This is a genomic window from Thalassobacillus devorans, from assembly GCF_900176565.1.
Taxonomy (GTDB): domain Bacteria; phylum Bacillota; class Bacilli; order Bacillales; family Halobacillaceae; genus Thalassobacillus; species Thalassobacillus devorans_A.
Genome location: NZ_FXEH01000005.1, coordinates 1,016,499 through 1,039,017 on the forward strand (window position 1 = coordinate 1,016,499; position 22,519 = coordinate 1,039,017).

The following is a 22,519-nucleotide window of genomic DNA, read 5'->3' on the forward strand; positions in this document are numbered from 1 at the left end:
TATCTCTTTTAATTAGAAGTTGTTCGAGGCCTTCCTTTATTACATTTTGGGGTATCTGCCGTGGATTTGCAAGCTGCGTTCCATAGAAAAAGCCCATGAATAACCAATTCCTGGTTATTCATGGGCGGGAAGTGTTAAAGCTGTCGAACAGCCCGTGGTATATCAGCTGCCTGAGTAACGGCGCTGATAACTGCCACCCCATCAGCACCTGCGGAAAGGACATCCTTAGAGTTTCCACAACTAATGCCGCCAATTCCCACTATCGGCAAAGAGGAGTATTTTCTTCTCAGCTCTCTCACCCATTCAGGACCGACAGGATTTTTTGCATCTGCCTTAGTATTGGTGGAAAACATGGGGCCTGCGCCCAGGTAGTCCACCGCTGCTAACGTGCTTTTCTCAACCTCTTCCCAGCTTGATACGGATAATCCGATAATTTTGTCGGGGAAAACTTCACGCAGATCGGCAGGCGATTCATCGCTTTGCCCGACATGTATCCCATCGGCATCAAGTGATTCGGCCAAGTCTGTATCATCATTGACGATAAACAGGACATCATGTTGCTTGCAGATTTGGCGCAAAAGCAACCCTAGTTGTACTTTTTCTTTTCCTTGTAAAGCTCCTTCTCCTTTTTCCCGGTATTGAAAAGCGGTAATCCCCCCCTTGATGGCTGCTCTTAAAGTTTCTTCCGGTGCTCGGTTGCAATTCACGCTGCCCATCACTAAATATTTACGGAGCCTCTCCTTTAAATTCATGGGCGCGTCCTCCTCAGTTGAGCAGTTTCCAGGGAAAGAGCATCGATAAATGCAGGAACAAACGTGCCTGGCCCAGTAACCGCAACACTATTCGCGGCATACTCGGCTGCTAACCCATAAAACTCTACCGCTGCCAGCGCCTTCCTTTCAGCCATGCCTTCTACTGTCAGACAAGCAGCCAAAATCGATCCTAACAGGCAGCCTGCTCCTGTTACTTTAGAAAGGATGGCATGCCCGGTCTCATTGGTTTCCATACGCTTGCCATCACAGACTACATCCGTAGCACCCGATACGACCGCCAACGTGTTGTAACGGTTAGCTACCTGTTTTGCTACCTCACTGATATCCCCCGATCCGCGCGATTCGACACCTTTCATTTCCCAGGAAATATCGACAAGGTTCGCTAGTTCAGCAGCATTCCCTTTGATAGCTGTTGGTTGGACTATTTGTAATATTTCCTCGACGGCATGTCTGCGAAAAGGGGTTGCGGCCACACCAACTGGGTCTAGTACAACCGGAATGCCTTTGTCGTTGGCTGCCTTTCCCGCATTTACCATGGCTGGAATTTCTGGAGCAGTCAGCGTGCCAATATTAATTAGCAGACCATCGGCATTGGCAGCCATTTCTGCTGCTTCCTCTTCAGCTTTTGCCATGACTGGCGCTCCACCAAAAGAGAGCAGGCCATTAGCTGTAAAATTCATAACCACCTGATTGGTCAGATGATGGATGAGTGGTGTATTTTTTCTAACCTCTTCGATTACATTCACTGCCTGACCTCCTCCCGTATCGCCCAGTGATTCGTTGGACCGTTTCCATATCCCAGGTCGAATGCATGGCGTATCGCTGCTGTAATATAATGCTTTGAGCGTTCTACCGCCCTCACTAATGGAAGGCCCTGGCTTAAATAAGCCGTAATTGCAGCAGAATACGTGCACCCGGTACCATGGGTGTTTTTGGTAGAAATCCGGTCTGTCTCAAACACATGCACTTTATTACCGTCATACAGAACATCGATGGCTGCCTCTTGCAGGTGTCCTCCTTTGATAAGGGCTGCTCCTGCTCCGAAGCCATGGACCATATGCTTTGCCGCTTCCTTCATATCGGCTACTGTTTCAATTTTTTCTTTCGTAATAAATGCAGCCTCTGCTATATTGGGCGTCACAACAGTGGTCATTGGAATCAGCTGCTGACACAGATAATCACGTGCTTCCGGTTCAATAAGCGGGTCACCGCTTGTCGCTACCATCACGGGGTCCATGACATAAGGTGCCTGGAATGCTGAGATGGCCTCTGCGATAACTTCCATCATCTCTATATTAGCAATCATGCCTGTCTTCACTGCATCAACGCGGATATCTGAATAAATGGAGTCTATCTGTTGCTTTATCATACCCCCGGGCAAATGATGGACACCCTGGACTCCTGTTGTATTTTGTGCCGTCACGGACGTGAGAACGGACATACCGTAGCATTTCAGCTCTTGAAAAGTTTTCAAATCAGCCTGAATGCCTGCTCCGCCACTTGAATCGCTTCCCGCTATAGTAAGGGCACAAGGGGTTGCGTTACTCATCGTTGCATCACCCCTTCCTTAACAGGCCATTCTTCACACGTATAAGCCATCTCCCAGAACGCAAGTTCCAGCTGACAGCTTTTTCGGAAAGCTTCTTTCATGCGAATGCGTTGAGGTGCGGATGCTTCATCAGCTAATTTATCCAGTCGATCGCACAGCTTGCCAGTCAGGCCTCTCACCTCTGCCTCTGCATAGAAAGTTATCCATGGATAAAATGGATGATCGCCATTCGGTTTATATTTTTCCATCAGTACTTGACCGATTTCCAGGTAAGTCCATGGACATGGCAGCAGGGCACAGAGAATTTCAGCTAAGTCTCCTGTTTGGGCATGGTACATCATGTGCTTGATATAGTGGTCTGCCGTTGGCGGCAGCGGGTACCCTTGCATGTCTTCATAAACTACACCCGCCTGTTCACAAAAGTTATGGTGTGGATGCGTTTCACTGTTTAAAACAAAGCCTATTTGATCATGGAAGAGAGAGATATCGTCTCGATTGCTTGATTTAGAGACGGCAATACCATAGATGTGCATGAAGGCATTCAAATACTCAAAATCTGCCTTAATATAGTGCTTGAGGGCTTCTTTAGGCACCTTGCCTTTTCCAATTCCGTCAACAAATGGATGATTGAATATCTCCTTAAATATAGCATCATTTTCTTTTCTTAAACTTTCTGTGAAAGTCATGGTAAGCCTCCTTTAATAGTCAGGAAGCTACTAGGGGGAATAAAAGTAGATTGATAGATAGAGGGTAATGAAGTTTGTCCTCTCCTACTTCCCTGCGCTGGCATTATCCAGATCAGGTTCCAAGGGACAAAGGAATGATTCCTTATCTCAGCTGAATGCGCCCCTAGCAGTTTTCCGTAAATGGGTTATTTAAGAAACTCTTCTTACAGAATGAAATAATTGATCTTGCCTGATTTTTTTATGAAGTACCGATAGCTACAAACACCGCCATCGTCGTAAGCAGACGCGTCCTGTTCACCTTCTCCCTCCTTTCTCTACCGGGGGTGTCTGAAATGCAAAAAAGCCAGATCCTCATAGGACCTGGCTTGGTAGGTTAAAAGAAAATAGACGTCTCTTCCGACTACTTCCCTCCGCTGGTACTAACCAGATCAGGTCCATAAGAGTCGGAAAGCTTTACGCGCTTCCCTCTCAGCCCGCCATTCAGGGCACCCCTAGTAGTATTCATAACTATTCATTTGATTGTTACGAATCTATCATAGCAAAAATCCGTCAGCGCTTTCAATAGCTAATATTGATTGTTTACAGGCTTTCCAGCAACAAATACATCCCGGTAAAAAGGAGAATGATATAGGTAACCACCCGAAACAGCCGCTGGCTGATCCAGTGAAACAACAGCTGTCCCAGAATTAGTCCAGCAAGTACCACCGGTAAAGCAAACCCGCTCGCTTTCCACACTTCTGCATTCGTTCCTGCGAATACCACTTGAATGATCAAACTGACCAAATAGATAAATAAATAGAAAGCAAGTGTCGTTGCACGCAGTTTTTCCTTATTCGTATCGGTACCGGAAAAGTAAAGGAGAATTGGCGGTCCGGGCATACCGATACTGGTCGTCATCGCCCCCGATAAGCCTCCTACTACAAAGTCCCTTTGTAGAGACTGATGGGTTCGGAACCGAAAGATCAAAAGTACGGTCAACACTAAAATGACGATGCTGATACCGAGCTTCAATTTCGTCATATCTGCCAGCAGAAACAGGAGGATACCAGCAGGAAGCCCTCCCACACTTCCGATCACGAATCTTTATAACACACCGAGGTCGACATCCTGACTGATTTTTCTGATCAACACAGCAGATATGACAAGAGAAAGTGCCAGATTAATCTGGATAGCCTCTCTGGGTTCAAATAGAAATAGTAAAAACGGCGTCGCCATGATGGAAAAGCCGAAGCCGGTACTCGTTTGTAAAATAGAAGCAATAAGAATAATGACTATGAATACGAGCAGGGAATCCACATAAACACCTTCTGTCTGAGACTTTTAAACTTCCTTTTTCTTTGTAGCAAGACAGCATCCTTTTCACCAATGTATAGAAAGTATATAATCAAAGAAGATTGTCAAAAAATATCAATATTTTTTCGCGTGAATGATGTCTTTCTATGATAACATGTTGATGTTATTGGTTTAGGTTTAAAATAAAAATATCTACATAGATACAGGAGTGTAATTATGGCGGAAAACAAAGGATCCATGAAGTTTATTGTAATACTGACGGTCGTAGTCATTGGACTGATTGCTGCTTTTGTTATGTTAGACAATAATAGCAATGGCGGTGAAAGCGATATGGCTTCTTCCGGCGGTGATGCTCCGGCAATCGATGGACACCCGACAATCGGGGAATCGGATGCACCGGTTGAAATCGTGGAATTCGGAGATTACTTGTGCCCGGCATGTAAAGTGTGGAGCGACCAGGCATTTCCCCTGGTAAAACAGGATTACATTGACACCGGAGATGCCAACTTCACGTATATCAATGTGCTATTCCATGGCGAGGACTCCGAGCTTGCATCCTCGGCAGGCGAAGCGGTTTATAAGCAGGACCCTGATGCATTCTGGGATTTTTCCAAAGCGTTATATGAAGCCCAGCCGGAAGAGCATGAGGAAGGCTGGCTGACGAAAGAAAAGATCTTGGAAGTAGCGGAAGATAGCGTGCCATCTATTGATACCGAACAGATGAACGAAGATATGGACTCTGAAGAGATCCAGCAGGAAGTGGAAAAAGATGACAACCTGGTCAAGGAACATGGCGTCCAGGTTACACCGACCATCATGATCAATGGCGAGATGGTGGAAGATCCATTTAATTATGAAGAAATCTCCACGAAAATTGAAAAGGCGATAGAGGAAAGCAATGAGTAAGAAAACGAATGGTCAGCCGATTTTTCTTTACCTCGCATGGCTCGCTGCTGTCATTGCTACGTTAGGCAGTCTTTACTTCAGTGAAATAAGAGAGTTCATTCCGTGTGAATTATGCTGGGTACAGCGGATTTTCATGTACCCGCTCAGCATTATTCTTGGTATCGCGACTTTCCTGAATGACCGCAGCATCATTAAATATGCCTTGCCGCTTTCCATTATTGGCGGACTGGTTTCCATTTTTCATTATATGGAGCAAAAAGTCCCTGGATTTGCGAGCATCAAACCTTGCGTCGGCGGTGTTCCTTGCAGTGCGGAATATATCAACTGGCTAGGGTTCATTACGATCCCTTTCCTGGCACTCCTTGCTTTTACACTGACTACAATTTTCTTATTCATCGCAAGGAAGAAATAAACTTTTTAAGCTTAGAGCATGACACAGATGCTCTGAGCTTATTTTTTGTGGTAATGGGAAAGCTGTTTTAAAGAATTTATGACTCTTAGGACATATGTCCTTTCCAAAACTTTCAACTTCCTTTTAAATAAATGCAGAAAAGGAGGATGAAGGATGAAAGGTGCTTTATTTTCCCTGCTTGGAGGAATCTGTATCACGATGCAGGGAATATTCAACGCAAGAATGAGCGATGCGATTGGTGGATGGCATACGACGGTAATGGTCCATATCGTAGCCTTTACAATCGCTATGATTGTTTATATAAAAGTAAGAGATGGAAAAGGAAAGAGCTTCAGAAACGTTCCATTACTATATTTAATTGGAGGGTCATTTGGTGTCATTGTCGTTTTTTCTGAGTTGACAGCCATTCACAGTATTGGCCCTGCCGCAGCTATTGCTATCCTTCTCGTTGCACAGATAGGAACGGCATTTATCATAGAATCACAAGGATGGTTCGGGGAGAAGAGAATTCCTATTACGCTGCGACAAGGACTCGGCCTAACGATGATGCTTGCCGGTGTTATTCTTTTTCAATTGTAAAAGAAGGTGTGTAAACGGTGAAAGAAATCAAAACCGCTGATGCAGAGGTCTATATCAAGCGTTATGAGCTTGGTAAGGTCTTTCCAGAGCATTTCAGACCCCTAATAAAGGTTTATCAGTTCAAGAAAGGAAATGTCTTATTCTCAGCAGGCGAAGAGCTGGAGGAGCTCTATATTCTGGTGGATGGGAAAATAAAAATCTTTACGCTTACTCCTGAAGGAAAATCATTAATCAACCGGTTCAAGCGTCCTCTGGAGCTGATCGGAGATGTGGAGTATGTTAAAAGAAATACGGTGTTCAATTCCGTTGAGGCTGTAACGGATGGCGTGATGCTTGCAGCATCATTTGCCGATTTGGCGAATCTGGAACAAGATCACCCGCCATTTACACGTTTTTTACTGGAAACGTTAGCCCGAAAGTTTTATACCGAAGCCCATACCACGAACCTTAACATGCTTTACCCGGTGGAAGTGCGGCTCGCCAGCTATTTATTATCGATTTCCTCCTTCAGTGAAGGAACGATTTTCCATCAGGAAATGCATACATCGAATTTAATGGAGCTGGCCGAATGGTTAGGCACCAGTTACCGTCATTTAAACCGTGTGTTAAAGAAGATGGCGTCTGACAATATCATTGAACGGGCTAATGGCTCGATTGCCATTAAAGACCTGGAAAAGCTCAGCATCCTTGCAAAAGGGAACATCTATGAATAAGGAGGAACATCTATGACTGGAGTGTTATTAGCGGTTATCGCAGGTATTTTAATCAGCCTGCAGAATGTATTCAATGCCAGAGTAAGTGAAAAAACAGGTCCGTGGGCGACGACCTCTCTTGTACTCGGTCTAGGTCTTGTCTGTTCATTACCAGTCTTTTATTCCATCGAGAAAAAAAGCATTTTAGAATTTGGAAATGTGAATCCTGTATTTTTGTTTGGGGGAGTATTTGGCGTAGGGATCGTATTCTTTTTAATGAGAGGGGTAACTTTGATTGGCCCGGCTTACGCCATTTCGATTGCACTTATTTCGCAGATTACCATTGCTTTTATTATTAATACCGGCGGCTGGTTTGGATTTGAGGCTTCTCCCCTGTCCTGGCAGAAGCTGCTTGGGATCGCCTTGGTAATCGGGGGAGTGCTTGTCTACAAGCTGGAGAAACAGACCGGTAAAAACGAGCGTGAACAGGAAGCAGTATCTTTTAAAAGAAAGCAGGCTTCCTACTCTGCTAAGCAGGGTTTTTATCAGGAAAAACCCTAAGAGCGTTGGCCTCTCGTGCTTAGAAGTAGGTACCGTTCTTTATCCACCAGACCATCAATATAATGAAAAAGAAGCCGTCTTCTTAGGAACGGCTTCTTTTTTATTGGCTCTATTGCACGGGTACTTCGATCCCCAATAATGGCGGATATTGCTGTGACCCGAAGATATCTCCCTCTCCAGGGTCCCCGCTTGGTGCAAACCGACGGATCGTGAATTTGATGGCATTGGCCGGATCATACTCGACAAAATCAGTAATCCGGTCCTCTTTGATATTGTACAGGGAAGCAAGCTTTTCCCTGTTGATCGATTTACTGTTCTTCACCATCTCATACGTATCTTTTTCTTTAAAAATGATATCAAACGTAATTTTATCGGTACCGGCATTTTTACTGCGAATGGTTTTTGCCAGTTCATTTAATGTACTTGTCTTCATTTCTATTCCTCCTCTTAGGCCTTTACTGGTTCACCGATCATTTCTGTACGTACATCAAACAACTCCAATGGATCATCGACTGGCATGGTGTGGTTCATGGTCCAGGAGTAGGATGCTGTTGCAGGTAAGACATCATCGACAATGAATGCGGCTGTTCCAGCTGTACCTTTTACCTCTGGAAGGCGGGCGTAGAATATCTGCCGAGTGCCGAATAGTGTCAGTGCTTCTGCTTCTTCGGCTGTTTCAGCAATCCCTTCCACGACAATACACAACTCATGAGATTTGATTTCTTTTACCGGCTCAAGGTCGCCCATGACACCGTTTTTACCAAAGACACGGAAGCTGATCTTGTAATCCTGGTCTTTGAACTCCTCAGCCACTTGCTGTTCTGCCATCTCAACTACTTTATCGATGTTTTGAATGGTATAAGGATCGCGGACACCTGCAATACCAATATATTTTTCACCATTTTTTCCGGAACCTTCTAATTTGACTTTCACCTTTCCTTCTACAGGTACGAACTCCATTCCAGTAATCCGAGTCGTTTTCTCATCGTACTGTTCGTATTTACAATTGGTCATATCCAGCATGCCGCCTGCGACATACTCAAAGTAAGGGTTGGCGCGTTCATACATGGCATGGCCAGCTACAGAGGCAATCGTACAGCGCTGGTTCGGATGCATCGCCGTAACTTTTACATCTTCATGGGTAATCGTTCCGACGACACTTTCCTTGGCACCATAAGGTTCAGCGCAGAAGGAAGCGCATTCAAGAACTTTCCCAAGATAGTACGATTGTGCTTCCGGGAAGCCTTCCCTGATCGCTGGTGCTGCAAAAATGGCACAATCACTGGAGCGACCGCCAATGACAACATCCGCTCCCATATCCAATGCCTTGATGTAAGGGTGGACGCCTGCAACTCCGACGATACGTTCTGTTTTATCGACTTCTTCTTTCGTAAGCGGCGGGCGTTCATCCAGCCCCTCGACGATGACGTCCTGATCTATTTTACCTTTTACACCTTCCTTATCGACTTCCGAGTAAAAATAGCCGATTTTAAAAGGAGGAAGGTTATGTTCCGCTGCAATCTCCTTGATTAAATCTACATACATATCAACACGGCTGTTGGATCCGGAGTCTCCTGCTGATCCGACAAGCATAGGTACATTCTGTTCTCGTGCGGCAAGAAGCATTAATTCCAGGTCATGTTTCTGCCATTTACGCATGCTGACGGAACGGTCAGCTCCAAGGGCAGTTGCCCCGATATCATCACTTCCGGAATCACAGCAATAATAATCCGGTTTCGTAGCCGCTGCTATTTTAAAACTTTCTTCTTTCGTGGGTGCGAATCCTAAGTGGCCATTCGGGCACACAATGCGAAGTTGCTCTTTCATGTAAAAGTTCCCCTTTCGGAAAATAAAAGTGTATGACATGTTATAACCAGTTGAACCGAGTATAAGACATCTAAATTTGTTTGTCAATTCTGAATTTTAAAATTGTTATTTTCAATCATTATTTATTGCCCCGACCATCAGGATAACCACCACGTAGGGTGAGGCACTGGAATCTATTAAATTCCTGAATCATTTAAGAGTATCCATCAAAAAAAGAACCTATGTTCAATAGGTTCACTGGATGGATCTTGTTATGAAAAATTTGTATTTATCACCTTTATAGTAAGAAGTACGGTATTCGATTGCTCTGTCTTCAGCATAAATGATCGATGTCACTTTAAAGATGGGTGTTACTTCGTCCAATCTTAATATTTTTGCAAGCCGATCATCGGAAAGCACAGATTCAAAGGTCTGCTTACTATGGGTCGGCGATATGGCTCCTATATTTTTATATAAATCTAATGTCGTAAACGGTCTTCCCGCTTTCTTTTCCTCCCTGGCCGCTTCAATCACCTGTTTACCGATATCTATTGGAAAGAAGCTGTCGTAGAATACTATCGGCAATTCATCCCCATACCCGACCAGTTGCAGGTTATAAAGGCTGTCTATCATATCAACCCCTAATAACGTACCAAGCTGCAAATCTGTCACTGTCATTTCAGCTTTAACGATATCAGTAGATGCCACCAGTCCTTGCTGGGATAAAGTAGATTGAAAGCTATCCACCTTGCTTAGTTCCTGCTTGATCGTAGGTGTTGCTACAAACGTCCCTTTACCATGTGTACGATATAACAGGCCTTCATTCACCGCCAGATCGATCGCCTGCCTGACGGTTATTCTGCTGACTTCATAATCCTTCCCGAGTTCCCGTTCGGAAGGTATCTGCTGTTCCGGCGCCCATTCCCCAGCGTTTATTTTATCTGCTATGATGTTTTTCAATTGTATGTAAAGCGGAGTCGAGCGATCACGTTTGATATCCAACATTTCCTCACCATCATTCTCTAATAGTTGTATGCACTGATTATAACAACATTTATGACCAGATAAAACTATTACGCTGTTAAATTATAGTAATACACAAGTTTTTTAAAAAATTGTTTGATAATTATTAATAATCTGATATAATCGAAAATACATTACATGTTATAACCAGTTGAAATAGTGTTAACGTCAAAACTTTTATTTTTACCATTAACTGAAAGCGCTTTTATGGAGGTGTACGTATGGGAATCCCTTTACCGATGTTTTACTTGATCGGCTTGATTGTTTTTGTTGCTGTCCTGTTCATTGGCTTTAAGCGTCCGATGTACGAAGTCATGACACTTTCCTTCTTTTTCATCGTCCTGATATCCGGCCAGTTGGATATCATGTGGTCCGCTCTTCTTTATCCATCAACCAGCAGCTTATTTTATGCCATCTTCGCATTTATGGTGGTTGCTGTGTTATTTGATGCTACCAAAGTAGTTCAACGCATCATCAATCTCATGCTGTCCGTTGTAGGAAAATTCCGAGGCGGGGCTGGTTATGTTTCTTTATTAGGAAGCACGTTCATGGCCTCTCTTTCCGGTACTGGTCCTGGAAACGTGGCAGCTACCGGAGTATTCACCATTCCGACTATGAAGAAAGCAGGTTACCCTGCCCCATTAGCTGCTACAACTGAAATGTCCTCCAGTATGCTCGGGAATATTATCCCTCCGTCCGGAATTGTCCTGTTAACCTTTGGAATATTGAACGAAGTCAACCCTGGCAGTATTACCCTCAGCCAGTGGATCATCGCTGCCTATGGTATCGGCTTATGGTTCTTCGTTCAGCGCTGGCTCACGTTATGGGGGCTTTGCAAGTACTATAAAGTACAACCCATTGCGAAAAAAGAACTCCCGTCTTTCAACAAAAGCCTCCGTATCGGCTGGCCGGCACTGGTTTTGCCTGCGTTGATTTTTGTACCACTGTTTGCTGATGCTCAGTTCAAAGACCTGATCACTGCTCGTATTGGAGCGGATGGATCGGACGCTTTTTCTGCATCGGTTCTTATGTTCACCCCTGCGATAGCAGGTGCCTATGCGATCGGAATTGGAAAGAAAGCTTTTTTCAACACGAAACGCTCTCATATGGACAGACTGATTGAAGTTTTCAAAGACTCCTTGCCCCAAGTAGTTCCGATCGGTATCACCATTTACATGACGTACGCCACTTCCCAGGTATTCATCGGCATGCAGATGGAAGAAGTTATCCGCAACTGGTTTGTTTCGATGGGGATGACGATTCCAGTGATGATTCTGATTCTGCCGTTTTTCTTCATGCTGCTTGGCATGGTGCTTCCTGGTTCCGGACAAATCGCTATCCTTGGCGGTGCCATGATTGGTGCGTTTGGCGCCCTTGGAGGAGATCCGGTACTATTTGCCCTCATGCTTCCTGCCATGACCGGCGCACTGGAAGGAATGACTCCACCGCTGGCACTCGGGCTTTTTGTCGCCATGGGGATTGCAGGGTCTGGATTCAAAGAAACCTCGAAGCTCGCGATTATTTGGATACTGCTCCATGTGGTGTTAAGTATCATCTTATTGACTGGTGTCCTTCCGATTTTTGGACTATAACCCGGAGGTGTGTATAATGAAAAAAACGATTACTAATCTTTTCGCTAATCTATATGCCTGGATTGCTTTTTTGACGATGTCCCTTGGACTGTTGACTGCTGTCATGTTTGGCGCTTCCCTTGTCATCGGCGGCAGTGCCGGTGAGTCTGTTGCTGTATTGGCAGGAAACATGATGAGCTGGGGCATCCGGTTCGCTGCCATAGCGATGGTAGTGGGTATTGTCCATACCTATGCTGCAAAAGAACACAGCCTGACACTAAAATCTGAATCAAAAGAAGTAGCAGATAAGGAAATTCAAAATGCACGTGTAGAGGAAGCGATGTAATTAAACGAGGTGAAACGTTTTGAAACCTTGGATTGGTGTCACTGTCCACATGGACGAGGGGAAAGAGGACGACCTATACCCTCATCATCCTTTGTTATATGTGGAGCGTGACTATATACAAGCATTAGAAGAGCATGATATGAATCCTGTATTAATTCCGGTATTGAGTAATGCGGGTAATGTTCCTGACTACCTGGAAAAGCTGGATGGTCTTATCATGACCGGCGGTGGCTATTTAAACTTAAGTAAACCGTTGTCTGCCTCTACCCGCCTTCGGGAAACGGGCAGCAAACGGTTCGCTTTTGAAGAACAGTTTTTGAAAGCGGCTGTAGAGAGTGGGATGCCTGTACTTGGTGTCTGCCGGGGCATGCAAATGATCAATGAAGTGTTTGGAGGAAATCTACAAAACCTCAAGAACAACGACCACCACCAGGAGGTAAAAGGACTTGAGGGCTCTCTTCCTGTTCATGGTTTAGAGCTCGATAGTTCTTCTTACCTGGCAAATATTATCGGCAATAAGCCATTACAAGTGAATTCACGCCATCGTCAGGTCATCAGCCAGACAGGCAAAGGCCTGAAACCTGTCGCCTGGTCCAAAGACGATCAGTTGATCGAAGCCATTGAAAGTGTAGAAGACAGGTGGTTAATCGGCCTGCAATTCCACCCGGAACAACTATATAAAAAGGAACAAAGATGGTCCTTGCTGTTTCAATCTTTCAAAGATGCAGCACTAGCCTATCGGAATTCCCAGGTTTAGTCAAAAAGTACAAAGGCGCGTTGCCTTTGTACTTTTTTAATGCATGAAACATTTTATTTGGTGCCCGTTTCCTGTAATTGTTAAACTGTACGTAAGTTTTAAGATTCAAACTTTGATAGAAAGAAGTGGAATAACATGTCTTCTGAATATAAAACATTACAGGAAATGCCGTTTTCCGTACTGGATTTGGCTCCCATCATTGAAGGCGGGACACCGCGGGATGCTTTCAAAAACACGGTAGATTTGGCTCAGCAAGCAGAAAAGCTGGGATACAACCGCTATTGGCTGGCAGAACACCATAATATGCCGTTCATTGCCAGTTCGGCTACTTCTGTCATCATTGGTCATGTCGCTGAAAATACATCTACCATCCGGGTCGGCTCCGGTGGCATCATGCTCCCTAATCACGCTCCTCTGATTATTGCTGAGCATTTCGGCACCCTGGAGTCGCTTTATCCAGGACGGATTGACCTTGGACTGGGACGAGCTCCCGGAACGGATCAACTGACCGCTCAGGCCCTTAGAAGAGGACGAAGAAGCGATGGACAGGACTTCCCTCAGCTTCTCCAGGAATTAAGGGCTTATTTCGATCCTGCATTAGCTGTTAGCGAAAAGCCGATCCGTGCCGTACCTGGACAAGGGCTGGACATTCCAATTTGGCTGCTTGGTTCCAGCGGATTCAGCGCACAGCTTGCCGGACAGCTCGGTTTGCCATTCTCGTTTGCCAGTCACTTTTCACCAAACAATACGCTGGCAGCGCTTGATTTATACCGCCGACACTTCCAGCCTTCAGAAGCGCTTGAAGAACCTCACGCCATGATGGGCTTGAATGTAGTTGCTGCGGAAACAGATGAGGAAGCGGAATATCTGGCGACTTCCCTTTACCAGCAATTCCTGAACCTGATCCGCAACGATGAAGCACCATTGCAGCCTCCAGTGGATAATATGGACGAACTGTGGTCGCCGCATGAACATGCTGCATTACAACAACAGCTGGGTGCTTCGATCATCGGCAGCAGAGAAACAGTGAAGCGGAAGCTGGAAGAATTTATTGAGGAAACAAAAGCGGATGAGATTATGGTTACTTCTCAAATCTATGATCACGGGAAACGTCTGCGTTCATTTGAAATTGTGGCAGACATCATGAATGAAAAATAATAGTAAGAGTCAGGCTCAACAGCAGCCTGGCTCTTCTTTTATCATTTTTGATAGGATTCCAGCATCGCTATTCTTTCCATCATCGTCGGATGCCCGTAACGCAAGTATTTTACCAGTGCAGGCGGGTTGACATCGCTGAGCGATGTGACGGTCAATTGCTGAAACGACCCCACGGCGGCCTCCCTATCCTGTGTCATTTCTATCGCATATTCATCAGCCGACTTCTCGGCACTTCGCGAGACAGCGAGTTCCACCGGGTTAGCAATAAAGGACAACAAAGAAAAAATCAAGAGCAGCGCTGGAAGAGACGCGACATCCGTAACCCCTTTTACCTTCCATATGTTTCCCCACCGGTTAATAACCACATGGAAAATACGATAACCGACGTATAATCCACCGAACGTGACGGCAATAGATCCTATCAACATCCATAATAAATGGTTTTTTACATAATGGCCGATTTCATGCGCCATAATGAACAGCACTTCTGATTCGTCCAGTTTATTCAAGGTCGTATCCCACAATACGATACGAAGGTTCGACCCAATGCCATTGACATAAGCGTTCATGGCGTTAGTTTTCTCGGACATATCAACTTCATAAACACGTTCCGCCGGGATCTCCGCTTGTTCGGCCATCGCCAGTATTTTTTCTTCCAGCTGAGGATTGCTCAACCGGGAAAAATCATTGTAAAGCGGGTCGATGACAACCGGCTGGATGTACATCATAAAAATCATAAATGGAATCATCAATATCCAGGCATATAACCACCAGCGTTTTTGAAAGCGCCGGATTAACATATAAAGGACCGTAATGAGCAGTGCCATAATAAGTGTACCGATCCAGAAGCTGATCAATTGATCGCGCATCCATCCCGTGAAGCTTTGTGTCCCGATCCCATAGTTGACCGACAGGGTCCGTCTCGCGTAATCCAGCGGGAATGTCAGCAGCCATGTCAATGTGGACAGCAGCAGTACATAAATGGGAATATTGATAAACATAAAGCGGGACACACGTTCACCGAAATCTCTGAACAGTCGTGATACCCCAAAAACCAGGACGCCGAGGTAAATCATCCACTCCAGGGGCAGGCCAAGGAAATACAACATGGATTGATAGCGGGAATAGTCCTGGCTCAGTTCAAGCTGTCGATCTGTCATGAATGTAGCCGGATCTGCCCCGGTCCCCTCGTAAGCTTCGGGCACGCCAAAATCAGCCCACCAGAATAAGTAAGCCCCCATAATGAGGGCATAAAGGATATAGATACCGGCAGTCCAAAGCACAAACCGCTTTCTCACAACGCCCACCTCCACTACTTGTACTACTTCTATCTTATGTTTGATAAAAATGAATTATCTCGTTATCTATTATTTTACCATGTATGGATCGTCATCCTTTATCAGGGTTTATTGGAGTAACACCCATTTACTGTATAGAACGATTTTAGGAGCTACTCGATTCAGAGATAATTTGGTCCGTTGCTAAGTTGGAGTTAGGGCGGCTGGGAAACGGTGAGACTCCTGTGGGAACAACGGACTAGGTGAGACCCCGGAAGGCGATAGCCTGAGGAGGCTCAGCGTTCGCCCGCGGAAAGCGAACCGTTTCCCACGCCCCGGTCAGTCTTTTTATAGCAAATGGAACCGATCGATGTTCAGCGAACGGGGCTTTGAGGGAATAAGGCACATAAAAAATCGTCCTTTGGCGTATAACCTGGACGATTTTTTATGTGCTATTTTCTTTTGTTTACCATTTTCATTCGAAACTTTATGGCAATACGGTGGAGCCCATGAGGTAGCGGTCGCATTCGCGGGCTGCTTCGCGTCCTTCATTGATTGCCCAGACGATCAGGCTTTGACCACGACGCATATCTCCGGCAGCAAATACGCCTTCAACATTGGTACGATAGTCGCCGTATTCCGCTTTGATAGTGGAACGTTCGGTAGTTTCGACACCAAGCTGCTTGATTAAATCCTGATCCGGACCTTTGAACCCGATAGCGAGCAGGACAAGATCAGCAGGCCATACTTTTTCAGTGCCTGGAATTTCTTCACGGATGCGTTTGCCGTTTTCATCCTTGGTCAACTTAACGTTTACCGTGTGGACTTCTTTGACGTGACCGTTTTCGTCACCGACGAATTTCTTCGTCATGACGGCATAGGCGCGTGGGTCGTCGCCTAACACAGCCGCAGCTTCTTTATGGCCATATTCGACACGGTGGACAACCGGCCATTGTGGCCATGGATTGTCTTCTGTATCACGGGCAGAAAGCTTTTTATCATAAATATCAAACTGGGTAAGACTCTTGCAATTGTGACGGACAGAAGTCGCAAGGCAGTCTGTTCCCGTGTCTCCCCCACCGATGACGATTACGTCCTTATCTTTCGCAGAGATATAATTACCATCTTCGTGGTTGGAATCCAACAAGCTCTTCGTATTGGAATGAAGGAAATCCATCGCATAATGGATACCTTTTAATTCCCTGCCGTCAGCCGGGATGTCCCGGTGCACCTGTGATCCTCCGCAGAGAATGACAGAGTCAAAGTCTTCGCGCAGTTTATCTTCTGGATAGTCTTTACCGACTTCCGTATTCGTTACGAATTCAATGCCCTCCGCTTTCAGGATATTGACGCGTCGTTCGACTACCTCATATGGCAGTTTCATCTCAGGAATGCCATAAGTCAAAAGGCCGCCGACACGGTCACTGCGTTCATATACAGTCACCCAGTGTCCGGCTTTATTCAATTGGGCAGCAGCTGCAAGTCCAGCAGGCCCAGAGCCTACTACAGCAACTTTTTTACCAGTACGCTGAGCTGGTGGTTCCGGTTTTACCCAGCCCTCATCAAATCCCTTTTCAATGATAGCGCGCTCGACACTACGGATAGCCACGGGCGGTTCATTGATGCCAAGGACGCAGGCACCTTCACAAGGTGCCGGGCAGGCGATCCCGGTGAACTCAGGGAAATTGTTGCGCTCATGCTCTTTTTTCAGTGCTTCCTGCCATTGACCACGGTATACGAGGTCATTCCATTCCGGAATCAGGTGGTTGACCGGACAGCCTGTTGTCTGTCCTTGAATTTCTGTGCCTGTATGACAGGTGGGAACGCCGCAGTCCATGCAGCGCGCCCCTTGAATTTGGACCTCTTCATCTTTCATCGGAGCTGTATAGTCCGACCAGTCTTTCGTACGTTCAGAAGGGTCACGTTCACGTTGTGATTGACGTTCGTATTCCATAAATCCTGTTGCCTTTCCCATCGTATCCCCCTCCTCTTATTATTTTACAAGCTCTTTACTTCGTTTACTTTCTTCAAATGCTGTCATTTCAGCATCAAACTTACTCATACCAGTATCGAGCAGGCTCTTGATACGGTCTTCCATTTCACGGTAAGCCGTAGGGATGACACGTACGAATTTAGGTACGTAGGAATCCCAGTCATTCAAGATGCGATGTCCTTTAGGACTGTTGGTATATTCCACGTGCTTCGCGATCATTTTGTATAGCTCCGTGATTTCCTGCTGATCAGTCAAGCGCTCGAGATCTACAAGTTCCTGGTTGCATTTACTGTCAAACAGTCCTTGTTCCTCTTCCAGGATATAAGCGACACCGCCGGACATACCTGCTGCGAAGTTACGGCCGGTTGCACCTAGAACGACGACTTTTCCGCCAGTCATATATTCGCAGCCATGATCACCGATTCCTTCGACAACGACATTTGCTCCACTATTACGGACACAGAAACGCTCTCCTGCGAGTCCGTTGATATACGCTTCCCCGGCAGTGGCGCCATAGAAAGAAACGTTTCCGACAATCGTGTTGTCTTCCGGAACAAATGTAGAGTCCTGGGATGGATGGACGATGATTTTCCCGCCGGATAATCCTTTACCGACATAGTCATTGGCATCGCCAATCAAGGTCATCGTCATGCCTTTAGGAATAAATGCACCGAAACTCTGTCCGGCTGATCCTTTCAGGTTCAGGCGAATGGTGTCTTCCGGCAAGCCCTCCGCACCATGGCGACGGGTGATCTCGCTTCCAAGTATCGTACCGGTTACCCGGTTGATGTTACGGATGGAATGGTTTACTTCCACCGGTTCTTTCGTTTCAATCGCTTTTTTACATAGCGGCATCAATTCTTGCATGTCCAGCTTCGAACCCAGTTCGTGATCCTGCTGTTGAACCTGGTAAGTTCCACCGCCTACTGGTACAGCCGGCTGGTAAAGTAGGGACGTGAAGTCGATGCTTTTCGCTTTCCAATGATCGATCTCTTCTTTCGGTTCTAATACATCGGAACGACCGACCATTTCATTAATGGTGCGGAAGCCAAGCTCCGCCATTAATTCGCGTGCTTCCTGCGCAATAAAACGCATGAAGTTGGCAACATGGTCAGCATCCCCGGTGAATTTCTTACGGAGTTCCGGGTTTTGGGTCGCGACGCCGACTGGACAAGTATCCAGGTGACAGACACGCATCATGACACAGCCCAATACGACGAGCGGTGCCGTAGAGAAGCCGTATTCTTCTGCCCCTAACAAGGTAGCGTAGATAATATCGCGTCCAGTCATCATCTTACCGTCTGCTTCAACAGCAATACGGTCGCGCAGATTATTCAGAACGAGTGTCTGGTGAGTTTCGGCGAGTCCGATTTCCCAAGGCATACCAGCGTGCTTAATACTGGTCCGCGGAGCTGCACCGGTCCCTCCATCATATCCACTGATCAATACATGGTCGGCTCTACCTTTTGCTACACCGGCAGCGATCGTACCTACCCCATCGGCAGAAACAAGCTTGACGCTGATACGGGCTCTTGGGTTAGCGTTTTTCAAGTTGTGAATCAATTCAGCCAGGTCTTCGATGGAATAGATATCATGGTGCGGTGGTGGTGAAATCAATTCAACACCTGTGGTGGAACCACGCACTTCCGCAATCCACGGGTACACTTTCTTGCCAGGCAAGTGACCGCCTTCTCCAGGCTTGGCCCCTTGAGAAACTTTAATCTGCAGCTCATCAGCGTTCACCAGGTAATGACTGTTGACACCGAATCGTCCGGATGCAATCTGCTTGATGGCACTGCGGCGCAGGTCCCCATTTTCGTCCGGAGTGAATCGCTCAGGGTTTTCCCCGCCTTCCCCAGAGTTACTTCTTCCACCGATCTTGTTCATGGCAATCGCAAGTGCCTCATGGGCCTCTTGACTGATGGCACCAAATGACATGGCACCTGTTTTAAACCTTTTACAAATATCATCGACCGATTCGACTTCTTCGATTGGAATCGAACGCCGATTTTTAAACTTCAGCAAGCCACGGAGTGATTGCAGGTTGTTCCGCTCATCCGTAAGCAGCTGGGAATATTCTTTGAACAATTCATAGTTATTGGAACGGCATGCATGCTGCAATAAATGGATCGTGTGAGGATTATATTGATGATCCTCTCCATTTTCACGGTATTGGAACTCATCCCCCGCTTCCAATTGCTTAGAAGCTACACGATTATCACCATAGGCACGCTCATGACGCATCAATACTTCTTTTTCAATGACATCAAGACCAATCCCGCCAAGACGGGTAGACGTCCATGTGAAGTGCTTGTTTACAACTTCACTGCTGATACCGACGGCTTCAAAAATTTGAGCACCGCGGTAACTTTGGATTGTCGAGATCCCCATTTTCGAGAGTACTTTGACAACTCCATCGGTAACCGATTTGACATAGGAGTCAACTGCTTCATCAAACGTGATGCCCTGCAGGTCGCCTCGTTCAATCAAGTCATTGAGGGAATCGAACGCCAGGTAAGCGTTAATACCTTCTGCACCATAACCAAGCAATGTAGCAAAGTGATGAACTTCACGAGGCTCAGCCGACTCGATCAACAGACTCACTTTGGTCCGTGTTCCCTGGCGGATTAAATGATGATGCAAGCCTGATACTGCAAGTAAGGCAGGAATAGCAGCTTTGTCACGGTTTACTCCGCGGTCCGATAAGATGATTAACGTGGTGCCATTTTCTACTTCCTTATCCGCTTTGGCAAACAGCTCCTCTAAAGCGGCTTCCATCGCTCCTTCTCCTTTTGCATCGAATAGGATGGACAACGTTGCTGCCTGGAATCCATCGACGTTCTGCTGACGAAGCGTCTCCAATTGACGGTTGGTCAAGGCAAACGTATCAAGACGGATATGTTTGCAGCTATTCGGCTTAGGATCGACCAGGTTTCCTTCTGCCCCAATCGTCGTACCTACTGCCGTTACGATTTCTTCACGGATCGCATCAATCGCAGGGTTGGTTACCTGGGCAAAAAGCTGTTTGAAATAGTTATAAAGAAGCTGAGGCTTTTTTGATAACACAGCGAGCGGGGAGTCGTACCCCATGGAACCGACCGGGTCCTTTCCGCCGGAAACCATCGGCTTCAGAATCTTACTCAATTCTTCAGTCGTATAACCGAAGGCGAGCTGGTGATCCAGCAGCTTTTCATCTTTTGTCAGCGGAGCTTCTTCCACCGGTTGTGGAAGATCATCGAGATCAAGCATATGCTTGTTGATCCACTCATCATATGGCTGCTCTTTGACTACCTGCCCTTTGATCTCCTCATCTGGAATGATTTTTCCTTTTTCCAAGTCGACAAGAAGCATCTTGCTTGGCTGTAAGCGATCTTTATATTCAATTTCATCGTCAAAGATATCCAGAGCGCCTACCTCCGAACCAAGGACGATCATGCCATTTTTCGTAACATAATATCTTGCTGGACGAAGGCCATTACGGTCAAGGCATGCCCCGATCTGGCTGCCGTTAGTGAAAACAAGCGCTGCCGGTCCATCCCACGGCTCCATAAGCGTGCTGTGGTACTCGTAGAAATCACGCTTATCTTTTTCAATAGACGTGTTATTCGGCCAAGGCTCCGGTACCATCATCATGGCTGTATGGGCCAGTGAACGTCCGGATAAATGCAAGAATTCAAAAGCATTATCGAACATAGACGAGTCACTGCCATTATCGTCAATGACCGGCAGGATTTTCTCTAAATCCTCTTCATTAAAGTATTCCGATTGGCATAACGTTTGACGCGCCCGCATCCAATTGACATTTCCTCGTATTGTATTGAATTCACCGTTATGAATGGTATAGCGGTTTGGATGGGATCTTTTCCAACTTGGGAAAGTGTTCGTACTGAAGCGGGAGTGTACTAATGCCAATGCGGATATAAAATCAGGGTGGTTCAAGTCAATATAAAAAGAGTCTAACTGTTCGGGGATGAGCATCCCTTTATAAACGATCGTGCTTGTCGATAAGCTGCTGATATAAAAATCATCACAAGCTTCCATCTTGCCAATTTCATTTTCAGCACGTTTACGAATGATATATAGGCGTCGTTCAAATTCCATCCTGTCTGTGATTTGTTCCGATTGTGCTACAAACACCTGACGGATGAACGGCTTCGTTTTCTTGGCACTGTCTCCGACAAAGGAGTCATTGACAGGCACCGTACGCCAGCCTAACAGTCCTTGGCCTTCCTCACGGATGATATCTTCGACAATTTCAATACATTGCAATCGTTTGTACTCATCTTGAGGAAGGAATATCATACCTACACCATATTCCCCTTCTCCGGGAAGATCGATATTTTCCTTCTTACATTGTTTTAAAAAGAAACGATGGGGTATCTGTGTTAGTATACCGGCTCCATCCCCCGAGTTGACGTCGGCTGATTGACCGCCGCGGTGTTCCAGGTTACACAGAATGGTAACCGCGTTTTGAACGATATCATGGGATTTTCTTCCGTTGATATTCGCGATCATACCGATTCCACAAGCCTCATGCTCATTGGCAGGATTGTAAAGACCTTGTGGAACTGGGTATCCGTGTTTTTCCATGATCATTCCTCCTCTATATAGTAGAAAAACCTGGTTTGTCACCAAGTGCTGGTGGCAAAAGCATTAGTCTTTCTTATAATTTATCCCTTTAACCAAGAAGAACTTGTTTAAAGGATTTAAAATTGTAGTGTTAATGAAAAAATTCAGTCTTTTCGAGTATGAAAATTAGTATACCATGAAATTGTCAGTCAATTACAGCGTTATACAATAACTGCAACTTTAGACCTATGCAATGTTACAAAAAAGACAACGCTTTCATGTGTTTCTTTTTGCTTATAAACCCTTTAATGACAAGGGTTTTCCAAGTTTTCATTCTTCGAAAAAAATTTTTTGTGTAAGTTATCCTAAAAAGTGTTAATTTTTACTCTGTATAAAAATAAGGTAATCATAGTATTTATACAAAAAACTGTATATTTTAAGTAGATGGACAGCCTATTTATTAGTAATTGAAATTCCTTTACATACATAATCCCCTTGCATCCAGCAGCCGGGGATTATTTTTCGTAAATAGGGATAGCGAGTCTTTTGCTCCCCACTTTTTTTATCT

At 45.7% G+C, this 22,519-nt stretch carries 19 protein-coding genes, 1 pseudogene and 2 riboswitches; of the genes and pseudogenes, 9 read left to right on the forward strand and 11 right to left on the reverse strand.

All coding sequences use genetic code 11. The features are described from left to right. Positions 1-134 precede the first annotated feature (134 nt). From thiE to B9Y67_RS09565, 5 genes and pseudogenes are all read right to left on the reverse strand, one after another. Entirely contained in the window at positions 135-752 is a 618-nt protein-coding gene (gene thiE / locus B9Y67_RS09545) for a thiamine phosphate synthase (RefSeq protein ID WP_085506472.1), read from the reverse strand. Next, positions 749-1,519, reverse strand: coding sequence for a hydroxyethylthiazole kinase (thiM, locus tag B9Y67_RS09550; protein ID WP_085506473.1), 771 nt, complete (start codon positions 1,517-1,519; stop codon positions 749-751). The genes thiE and thiM overlap by 4 nt, the downstream gene beginning before the upstream one ends. Next, entirely contained in the window at positions 1,516-2,322 is an 807-nt protein-coding gene (gene thiD / locus B9Y67_RS09555) for a bifunctional hydroxymethylpyrimidine kinase/phosphomethylpyrimidine kinase (RefSeq protein ID WP_085506474.1), read from the reverse strand. The genes thiM and thiD overlap by 4 nt, the downstream gene beginning before the upstream one ends. Then, complete coding sequence (tenA, locus tag B9Y67_RS09560) at positions 2,319-3,008, reverse strand: thiaminase II (RefSeq protein ID WP_085506475.1); 690 nt, start codon at positions 3,006-3,008, stop codon at positions 2,319-2,321. The genes thiD and tenA overlap by 4 nt, the downstream gene beginning before the upstream one ends. A gap of 72 nt (positions 3,009-3,080) precedes the next feature. Beyond that, positions 3,081-3,183, reverse strand: a riboswitch (TPP riboswitch). 213 nt (positions 3,184-3,396) lie between these two features. Further along, a riboswitch (TPP riboswitch) is annotated at positions 3,397-3,511 on the reverse strand. A 76-nt stretch (positions 3,512-3,587) separates the two neighbouring features. Continuing rightward, positions 3,588-4,304, reverse strand: a pseudogene (locus B9Y67_RS09565) (sulfite exporter TauE/SafE family protein). A gap of 213 nt (positions 4,305-4,517) precedes the next feature. Between B9Y67_RS09565 and B9Y67_RS09570 the strand changes: the two are divergent. From B9Y67_RS09570 to B9Y67_RS09590, 5 genes are all read left to right on the forward strand, one after another. Further along, complete coding sequence (locus B9Y67_RS09570) at positions 4,518-5,207, forward strand: DsbA family protein (RefSeq protein ID WP_085506476.1); 690 nt, start codon at positions 4,518-4,520, stop codon at positions 5,205-5,207. Further along, positions 5,200-5,619: a disulfide oxidoreductase gene (locus B9Y67_RS09575; protein ID WP_085506477.1), complete on the forward strand. Its 420-nt coding sequence runs from the start codon at positions 5,200-5,202 to the stop codon at positions 5,617-5,619. Before B9Y67_RS09570 ends, B9Y67_RS09575 begins: the two co-directional genes overlap by 8 nt. 153 nt (positions 5,620-5,772) lie before the next feature. Further along, positions 5,773-6,198: a DMT family transporter gene (locus B9Y67_RS09580; RefSeq protein WP_085506478.1), complete on the forward strand. Its 426-nt coding sequence runs from the start codon at positions 5,773-5,775 to the stop codon at positions 6,196-6,198. Between the two features lie 17 nt (positions 6,199-6,215). After that, on the forward strand, positions 6,216-6,911 hold the full coding sequence (locus B9Y67_RS09585) for a Crp/Fnr family transcriptional regulator (RefSeq protein ID WP_085506479.1): 696 nt from the start codon (positions 6,216-6,218) through the stop codon (positions 6,909-6,911). Between the two features lie 12 nt (positions 6,912-6,923). Further along, positions 6,924-7,451, forward strand: coding sequence for a DMT family transporter (locus B9Y67_RS09590; RefSeq protein ID WP_085506480.1), 528 nt, complete (start codon positions 6,924-6,926; stop codon positions 7,449-7,451). A gap of 109 nt (positions 7,452-7,560) precedes the next feature. Here B9Y67_RS09590 and B9Y67_RS09595 read toward each other — a convergent pair whose 3' ends face one another. The 3 genes from B9Y67_RS09595 to B9Y67_RS09605 all read right to left on the reverse strand — a co-directional run bounded on the left by B9Y67_RS09595 (position 7,561) and on the right by B9Y67_RS09605 (position 10,262). Beyond that, entirely contained in the window at positions 7,561-7,884 is a 324-nt protein-coding gene (locus tag B9Y67_RS09595; protein ID WP_085506481.1) for a DUF4387 domain-containing protein, read from the reverse strand. 14 nt (positions 7,885-7,898) lie between these two features. Further along, positions 7,899-9,278, reverse strand: coding sequence for an acyclic terpene utilization AtuA family protein (locus B9Y67_RS09600; RefSeq protein WP_085506482.1), 1,380 nt, complete (start codon positions 9,276-9,278; stop codon positions 7,899-7,901). Between the two features lie 234 nt (positions 9,279-9,512). After that, complete coding sequence (locus tag B9Y67_RS09605; RefSeq protein WP_085506483.1) at positions 9,513-10,262, reverse strand: GntR family transcriptional regulator; 750 nt, start codon at positions 10,260-10,262, stop codon at positions 9,513-9,515. A 239-nt stretch (positions 10,263-10,501) separates the two neighbouring features. Here B9Y67_RS09605 and B9Y67_RS09610 point away from each other — a divergent pair, with 239 nt between their 5' ends. From B9Y67_RS09610 to B9Y67_RS09625, 4 genes are all read left to right on the forward strand, one after another. Beyond that, positions 10,502-11,872, forward strand: coding sequence for a TRAP transporter large permease subunit (locus B9Y67_RS09610; RefSeq protein ID WP_085506484.1), 1,371 nt, complete (start codon positions 10,502-10,504; stop codon positions 11,870-11,872). 16 nt (positions 11,873-11,888) lie between these two features. Further along, on the forward strand, positions 11,889-12,197 hold the full coding sequence (locus tag B9Y67_RS09615; protein WP_085506485.1) for a hypothetical protein: 309 nt from the start codon (positions 11,889-11,891) through the stop codon (positions 12,195-12,197). 19 nt (positions 12,198-12,216) lie between these two features. Further along, on the forward strand, positions 12,217-12,954 hold the full coding sequence (locus B9Y67_RS09620) for a gamma-glutamyl-gamma-aminobutyrate hydrolase family protein (protein ID WP_085506486.1): 738 nt from the start codon (positions 12,217-12,219) through the stop codon (positions 12,952-12,954). 135 nt (positions 12,955-13,089) lie between these two features. After that, a complete protein-coding gene (locus B9Y67_RS09625; RefSeq protein WP_085506487.1) occupies positions 13,090-14,112 on the forward strand; it encodes an LLM class flavin-dependent oxidoreductase in 1,023 nt (340 codons plus the stop codon). 41 nt (positions 14,113-14,153) lie between these two features. On the opposite strand, the gene B9Y67_RS09630 is transcribed toward B9Y67_RS09625, so the two are convergent. From B9Y67_RS09630 to gltB, 3 genes are all read right to left on the reverse strand, one after another. Continuing rightward, positions 14,154-15,410 carry a M48 family metallopeptidase gene (locus B9Y67_RS09630; RefSeq protein ID WP_085506488.1) on the reverse strand — a complete coding sequence of 419 codons (1,257 nt, stop codon included), beginning with the start codon at positions 15,408-15,410 and terminating at the stop codon, positions 14,154-14,156. Between the two features lie 466 nt (positions 15,411-15,876). Further along, positions 15,877-17,364, reverse strand: coding sequence for a glutamate synthase subunit beta (locus B9Y67_RS09635; protein ID WP_085506489.1), 1,488 nt, complete (start codon positions 17,362-17,364; stop codon positions 15,877-15,879). Between the two features lie 18 nt (positions 17,365-17,382). Further along, positions 17,383-21,972: a glutamate synthase large subunit gene (gene gltB, locus B9Y67_RS09640; protein ID WP_085506490.1), complete on the reverse strand. Its 4,590-nt coding sequence runs from the start codon at positions 21,970-21,972 to the stop codon at positions 17,383-17,385. Between the last annotated feature and the right edge of the window lie 547 nt (positions 21,973-22,519).

What these genes read in the sequence shown, in the direction of transcription:
- B9Y67_RS09625 (WP_085506487.1), top strand. Translation starts at nt 13,090, where the DNA reads ATGTCTTCTGAATATAAAACATTACAGGAAATGCCGTTTTCCGTACTG.
- B9Y67_RS09605 (WP_085506483.1), bottom strand. Translation starts at nt 10,262, where the DNA reads ATGTTGGATATCAAACGTGATCGCTCGACTCCGCTTTACATACAATTG.
- B9Y67_RS09570 (WP_085506476.1), top strand. Translation starts at nt 4,518, where the DNA reads ATGGCGGAAAACAAAGGATCCATGAAGTTTATTGTAATACTGACGGTC.
- B9Y67_RS09590 (WP_085506480.1), top strand. Translation starts at nt 6,924, where the DNA reads ATGACTGGAGTGTTATTAGCGGTTATCGCAGGTATTTTAATCAGCCTG.
- B9Y67_RS09615 (WP_085506485.1), top strand. Translation starts at nt 11,889, where the DNA reads ATGAAAAAAACGATTACTAATCTTTTCGCTAATCTATATGCCTGGATT.
- B9Y67_RS09575 (WP_085506477.1), top strand. Translation starts at nt 5,200, where the DNA reads ATGAGTAAGAAAACGAATGGTCAGCCGATTTTTCTTTACCTCGCATGG.
- B9Y67_RS09610 (WP_085506484.1), top strand. Translation starts at nt 10,502, where the DNA reads ATGGGAATCCCTTTACCGATGTTTTACTTGATCGGCTTGATTGTTTTT.
- gltB (WP_085506490.1), bottom strand. Translation starts at nt 21,972, where the DNA reads ATGGAAAAACACGGATACCCAGTTCCACAAGGTCTTTACAATCCTGCC.
- thiE (WP_085506472.1), bottom strand. Translation starts at nt 752, where the DNA reads ATGAATTTAAAGGAGAGGCTCCGTAAATATTTAGTGATGGGCAGCGTG.
- thiD (WP_085506474.1), bottom strand. Translation starts at nt 2,322, where the DNA reads ATGAGTAACGCAACCCCTTGTGCCCTTACTATAGCGGGAAGCGATTCA.
- B9Y67_RS09600 (WP_085506482.1), bottom strand. Translation starts at nt 9,278, where the DNA reads ATGAAAGAGCAACTTCGCATTGTGTGCCCGAATGGCCACTTAGGATTC.
- B9Y67_RS09595 (WP_085506481.1), bottom strand. Translation starts at nt 7,884, where the DNA reads ATGAAGACAAGTACATTAAATGAACTGGCAAAAACCATTCGCAGTAAA.
- B9Y67_RS09580 (WP_085506478.1), top strand. Translation starts at nt 5,773, where the DNA reads ATGAAAGGTGCTTTATTTTCCCTGCTTGGAGGAATCTGTATCACGATG.
- tenA (WP_085506475.1), bottom strand. Translation starts at nt 3,008, where the DNA reads ATGACTTTCACAGAAAGTTTAAGAAAAGAAAATGATGCTATATTTAAG.
- B9Y67_RS09635 (WP_085506489.1), bottom strand. Translation starts at nt 17,364, where the DNA reads ATGGGAAAGGCAACAGGATTTATGGAATACGAACGTCAATCACAACGT.